Source organism: Burkholderia sp. Se-20373 (assembly GCF_017104705.1).
Classification (GTDB): domain Bacteria; phylum Pseudomonadota; class Gammaproteobacteria; order Burkholderiales; family Burkholderiaceae; genus Burkholderia.
Window position 1 is genome coordinate 1 of record NZ_JAAGPH010000262.1, and the last position, 5,650, is coordinate 5,650.

General features: G+C 68.2%; 6 protein-coding genes. 2 read left to right on the plus strand and 4 right to left on the minus strand.

Annotation, left to right across the window (positions count from 1 at the left end; genetic code table 11):
- Positions 1–1,506 (minus strand): efflux transporter outer membrane subunit (locus tag G3N96_RS37465; RefSeq protein ID WP_206140352.1); only part of this gene is annotated, 1,506 nt, incomplete at its 3' end.
- Between the two features lie 157 nt (positions 1,507–1,663).
- Here G3N96_RS37465 and G3N96_RS37470 point away from each other — a divergent pair.
- Together G3N96_RS37470 and G3N96_RS37475 are read left to right on the plus strand one after the other, a co-directional pair.
- Entirely contained in the window at positions 1,664–2,605 is a 942-nt protein-coding gene (locus G3N96_RS37470; protein WP_206140353.1) for a LysR family transcriptional regulator, read from the plus strand.
- Between the two features lie 117 nt (positions 2,606–2,722).
- Positions 2,723–2,875: a hypothetical protein gene (locus G3N96_RS37475; protein ID WP_206140354.1), complete on the plus strand. Its 153-nt coding sequence runs from the start codon at positions 2,723–2,725 to the stop codon at positions 2,873–2,875.
- 59 nt (positions 2,876–2,934) lie between these two features.
- On the opposite strand, the gene G3N96_RS37480 is transcribed toward G3N96_RS37475, so the two are convergent.
- The 3 genes from G3N96_RS37480 to G3N96_RS37490 are packed head-to-tail and all read right to left on the minus strand — an operon-like array spanning position 2,935 to position 5,623.
- Positions 2,935–3,765 (minus strand): metallophosphoesterase, encoded by an 831-nt coding sequence (locus G3N96_RS37480; RefSeq protein ID WP_206140355.1) that lies wholly within the window; start codon positions 3,763–3,765, stop codon positions 2,935–2,937.
- A gap of 25 nt (positions 3,766–3,790) precedes the next feature.
- Positions 3,791–5,212 (minus strand): FAD-binding oxidoreductase, encoded by a 1,422-nt coding sequence (locus G3N96_RS37485; protein WP_206140356.1) that lies wholly within the window; start codon positions 5,210–5,212, stop codon positions 3,791–3,793.
- A gap of 18 nt (positions 5,213–5,230) precedes the next feature.
- Complete coding sequence (locus G3N96_RS37490) at positions 5,231–5,623, minus strand: DUF2069 domain-containing protein (RefSeq protein ID WP_124575728.1); 393 nt, start codon at positions 5,621–5,623, stop codon at positions 5,231–5,233.
- Positions 5,624–5,650: the final 27 nt, after the last annotated feature.

A 5,650-nucleotide genomic window follows, 5' to 3' on the forward strand; every position in this document is an offset into this window, starting at 1 on the left:
TGCTCTGTGTGGCGCGAACCAGGTGATCGGGCACGCAAGCTCTCGCTCGTCATGAGGCACGTCGGTCCCAGTCTCGACCCCCCCGCCGAGCGCGGCCATCAACTGCGCGTGCGCGGCGAGGCGTTCCGCATCGATGCGGGCGGCCGTTTCCTGCGCGCGCAGCAACTGCTGCTGCGCGACCAGCACGTTCACGTAGTCGGTCAGCCCGCGGCGGAAGCCTTCGCGCGACAGCTGGTAGCTGCGGTCGTTGGCGGCCACCGAGCGTGCGGCGTCCTTTTTCTGCGTATCGAGCGAACGGATCCGCACGACCTGGTCGGCGATGTCCTTGAGCGCGCCGACGATCGTCTGGTTGTAGCGCTCGACCGCCTGGTCGTAGCCGGCATTCGCCGCGCCGAGCTGCGCACGCAGCCGGCCGCCTTCGAAGATCGGCAGCGACAGCGCGGGGCCGGCCGTCCAGCCGCCGTTCATCGCGCGCAGGAAGTCGGTGAACGGCGCGGTCACGCCGAAGCCGCCGACCGTCGCGAGCAGGTCGATGTTCGGGTAGAACGACGCCTTCGCGACATCGATGCCGCGCGCCTGCGCGTCGACCGTCCAGCGCGCCGCGACGACGTCGGGGCGGCGGCCGAGCAGGTCGGCAGGCATCGCCGACGGCAGGCCGGCCGGTGCGTCGAGCGACAGCTGCGGCCGCTTGATCGCGTCGCCCGCGCCCGGACCCTTGCCGGCCAGCGCGGCGAGCTGATGCCGCGCGAGCTGGATCGCTTCCTCATAACTGTCGATCTGGCGCTCATAATCGGGCAGCGTCGATTCCGCCTGGCTCACTTCGAGCTGCGTGCCGAGGCCGGCCTGCAGCCGCTTGCGCGCCAGATCGGCGAGCGAGCGCTGGCGTTCGAACGTTGCGTGCGCGAGGTCGAGCAGCGCATAGTTCATCGACATGCCGACGTACGCACGCACGACGTTGACTTCGAGCTCGAGCTTGGCCGCACGCGCGTCGGCGGCGGTCGCATGCGCGGTATCGAGCGCGCGCTCGGTCGCGTTCTTGTCCTTGCCCCACAGGTCGAGGTGGTACGACAGGCCGAGCGTGCCGGTGTTGTTCCAGGTATCGGTGTTCGCGAGCGGGCCGGGGCCGTAGTACACGTTGTCCGGCCAGTGCTGGCGCATCAGAGACAGGTTGCCGTTGATCTGCGGCAACTCGGCCGAACGGGCCACGCGCGCCATCGCCTGCGCTTCGCGCACCCGTGCCTCGGCGGCGGCGAGCGTCGGGTTGCCGGCCTGGGCGTTGGCGATCCAGGCGTCGAGTTGCGGATCGCGGTAGGCGCGCCACCAGTCGGCCGCGGGCCAGCCCGCGTCACGGTCGGCCGCGCGGATGGCAGCGCCGGCATCGAGCGCGTTCGCCTCGATGCGGGCCGACTGCGGCTTGTTGTCGCCCATGCTCGCGCAGCCGGCCATTATTAATGAGACTGCAAGAACCGCCAGTGCGAGCGTCCCTTTTGTCGCCGGAGACTGCACGATTTTCTCCCTTTCGGATATAGATGAGTCGGATGCGATTATATTTTTCAGTGATTCCTGAATAAATGGACAAGGGTGCAAGTCATTTTTACGAATCCTGAGACAATACTTGTTCGCCTCTGTGCAACAATCCGTCCGGATTCAAACGGGCAATGGGATGGATACGTTACAAAACATGCGGGTGTTCGTCCGCGTGGTCGACGCGGGAAGTTTTACCGCGGCCGCCCAGCAGATGAATTCGACTACCGCCTACGCGTCGCGCGCGGTCTCGGATCTCGAGGCGCACCTGCGCACGCGTCTGCTGAACCGCACGACGCGCCGGATCGCGCTGACCGAAGCCGGCGAGCGTTATCTGCAACGCTGCGAACAGATCCTTGCGTACGTCGACCAGGCCGAAGCCGAGGCGGGCGACGCGCATGCGCGCCCGTCGGGCAAGCTGAAGGTGCATTGCTTCACGAGCCTCGGCCAGCACTACCTGGTGCCGGCCATCGCGCGCTATCGCGAGCGCTACCCGGACGTGCATGTCGAGCTGACCCTCGCGCAGCGGATGCCCGATTTGCTCGACGAGGGGTATGACGTCGCGATCGTCGTCGGCCGCGATCTGCCCGATTCGGGGCTCGTGTCGCAGCGGCTCGGTGTGAGCTACAGCGTCGTGTGCGCATCGCCCGGGTATGTCGAGTCGCACGGCGTGCCGCAACGGCCGGCCGACCTCGCGCAGCATGTGTGCCTCGGGATGATCGCGCCGGGCTTTCACTTCGACGAATGGGCGCTGTCGGGGCCGAACGGCGACGAGGTCGTGCCGGTCACGGCGCCGCCGTTTCGCGTGAACGTCGCCGAGGCGCTGGCGGTGGCCGTGCGGGAAGGGATGGGGGTCGGCGGTCTGCCGCTCTATTCGGCGATCGGCTGGCTGCGCAGCGGGCACATCGTGCGCGTGATGCCCGAATACCGGTCGCACGTGATGAACATCTACGCGCTGTATCCGTCGCGCCAGTACCTCGACGCGAAAATTCGCACCTGGGTCGATTTCCTGCGCGACGAACTGCCGGCCACGCTCGCCGCCGACGAAGCCGCGCTCGAGCAGTACACGCGTGCGACATGACAGCGCGGTTGACCGCGATCTGACGAGATTTGTCCTTCACGCAACATTTTTTTACGAACGCGTGTCAGACAGTTTGATACTGTGAGAATCAACGAGATACGCAACCCCGGAGTAGCAATGGATACGCACCTGATGATCGGCCTTGGAGTCCTGCTGGGCGCGGCCGCGGCCGCCGCGGCGACCCGCGACCTGCTGCGCGCGATGAAGGCGAAGGCGCAGATGAAGCCGGTGCCGGTGCGGGTGCGCGCGCAACGCCGCCCCGGCCGCTGATCCGGCCGTCACGCTCCGGGTTGAAAAAGGCCGCGCAACGCGGCCGCGCGGGCCGGCGTTCAGTCGAGCTCGACGACCTTGTCCCACGCGAACGCGGTATTTTCCAGTTCGCCGGTGCGCCGGTGGATGTAGCCGCGCGGGTTGCACACCACGCGCGTGCCGCCGTCCGCCACATAGTCGAATGACGTATGCGTGTGGCCGTGGAGCCACAGATTGACCGGCGGCTGCACGAGCTCCGCCATGTCCGTTACGAACCCCGCCGACGCAAGATCTTCCGCATAGCGCTCCGCCAGTGAGCGCCGGTGCGGCGCATGGTGGGTCACGACGATCGTCTGGCCCGCGAACGGTGTGGCGAGCTGCGCTTCGAGCCACGCGCGGCTGCGTCGATGCAGCGCGATCGCGTCGGCCGGCGAGAAATCCCGCTCCGGCGTGCCCGGCGCCGCATGCAGCGCCGCATCGTGCGGCCAGGTCACCTGGATCAATCCCTTGAAATCGAGCATCACGCGCTGCCCGGCCTCGATCGAACCGGCAAGGCTGGCTTCGTCGGCGCCGAACAGCGAAAAATCGGCCCAGAGCGTCGTGCCGAGCACGCGGTAGCGCTGCCCGGGATCGACGTAGACGTCGTTGTTCAGGTAATGCACGTTGTCGAGCGCCTGCGCTGCATCGCGCATCGCCGACTCCAGCGCGCCGAATTCCCCGTCGTAGTACTCGTGGTTGCCTGGCACGTAGACCACCGGCACCGCGGGATCGAACGTTTCGGCGGCCCAGCGCAGGCCTTCCGCGTGATTGTGGATGTCGCCGGCGAGCACGACGAGATCCGCGCCGGCATGCGGGATCGCGTCGGGCAGGTTGCTTTCGAGATGCAGGTCGGACAGGACGCGGACTTTCACGGGCGGGGCTCCGGAGTGGGCGGCTTCAGCGCAGGACCTTGCCGGGATTCATCAGGCCGCGCGGGTCGAGCGCGGTCTTCAGCGTGCGCATCAGCGTCGTTTCGACCGGCGACTTGTAGCGCTGCGCGTCGTCGATCTTCAGCTGGCCGATGCCGTGCTCCGCGCTGATCGTGCCGTGGTGGCGGTGCACGTTGTCGTAGACGATCCGGTTGATCGGCGCCTGGAACGCGGCCAGGAACGCTTTCGGGTCGCCGCCTTCGGGCATCTGCACGTTGTAGTGGAGATTGCCGTCGCCGAGGTGGCCGAACGTGACCATCCGCGCGCCCGGCGCGGCTTGCTGGATCGCTGCGTCGGTCTCGTCGATGAAGCGCGCGATCGACGAAATCGGCACCGCGATGTCGTGCTTGATGTTGAGCCCCTCGTCGGCCTGCGCGAGCGGGATGTGTTCGCGCAGATCCCAGAACGCGCGCGACTGCGCGAGATTCTCCGCGACCACCGCGTCGACCACGAGCCCGGCCTCGAACGCTTCTTCCATCAGTTTCTCGAACAGCGCGCGCGCATGCGCTTCGCTTTCGTTGTCGGACAGCTCCAGCAGCACCGTCTGCGCATGCGTCTGCGCGAACGGGTAGCGCAGTTGCGGGTAGTGCTTGCCGACGAGCTGCATGCAGAAATCCGACATCAGCTCGAAGCCGGTCAGCAGCGGCCCGGCCGCGCGCTGCGCGAGGGCGAGGAAATCGAGCGCCGCGTGCGGCGATTCGAGCGCGGCGAGGGCGGTGACCTGCGCGGCCGGCAGCGGATGCAGCTTCATCACGGCCGCCGTGATGATCCCGAGCGTGCCTTCCGCGCCGATGAACAGGTCGCGCAGGTCGTAGCCCGTGTTGTCCTTGCGCAGCCCGCGCAGGCCGTCCCAGATTTCCCCTTGCGGCGTCACGACCTCGAGCCCGAGACACAGCTCGCGCGCGTTGCCGTAGCGCAGCACCGCGGTGCCGCCCGCGTTGGTCGACAGGTTGCCGCCGATCGTGCAGCTGCCTTCCGCCGCGAGGCTCAGCGCGAACAGCCGGCCGCCTTCGCGGGCGCGCGCCTGCACGTCGGCGAGGATCACGCCGGCTTCGACGGTGATCGTGTTGTTGTGCGGATCGAGCGCGCGCACGCGGTTCAGGCGTGCGACGCTCAGCACGGCCTGGCTGCCGCTTGCGTCGGGCGTGGCGCCCCCGGCCAGGCTCGTGTTGCCGCCTTGCGGCACGAGCGCGATGCCGTATGCGTTGGCCAGCTTGACGAGCGCGGCGACTTCGGCCGTGTTCGCGGGCTTCAGCACCGCGCACGCGGTACCCTTGTAGCGGCGGCGCCAGTCGGTCAGGAACGGTTCGGTATCGTGCGGGTCGGTCAGCACATGATCGGCGCCGATCGCGTCACGGCACGCGGAAACGAAAGCTTCGGAGGACATCATCACCTTGTCGCGTAAGGGTCAGGACGCGGCGCGCGACTTTTTCGCCGCGCGCTTGAACGGCGCGACGTACGCCAGCGCCGCCACGAAGAAGCCGACGGCGAGCGCGGTCTCGCACCAGCCGAGGGTCGCGGACAGCCCGCGATCGGACATGCCGCGCACGACGCCTTCGGCGAAATAGACGAGTATCAGCATGCTCGCCCACTGCATCGTATAGATGTTACGCCGCCAGACGCCGGGCAGCGCGAGCGCGAGCGGGATCGCCTTGAGCATCAGCGCGGAGCCGCCCGGGCGTAGCGGGGCGAGCCACAGCTCCCACGCGAGCGACAGCGCGATCAGTGCGACGAGGCACGCGGTGGCGACCAGCGCGTGGCGCGGTCGGGCCGCGACGGCGGGGCGGGCGGGGGCGTTCATGCGGTCCCGGCGGCCTGGGCGCTGGAC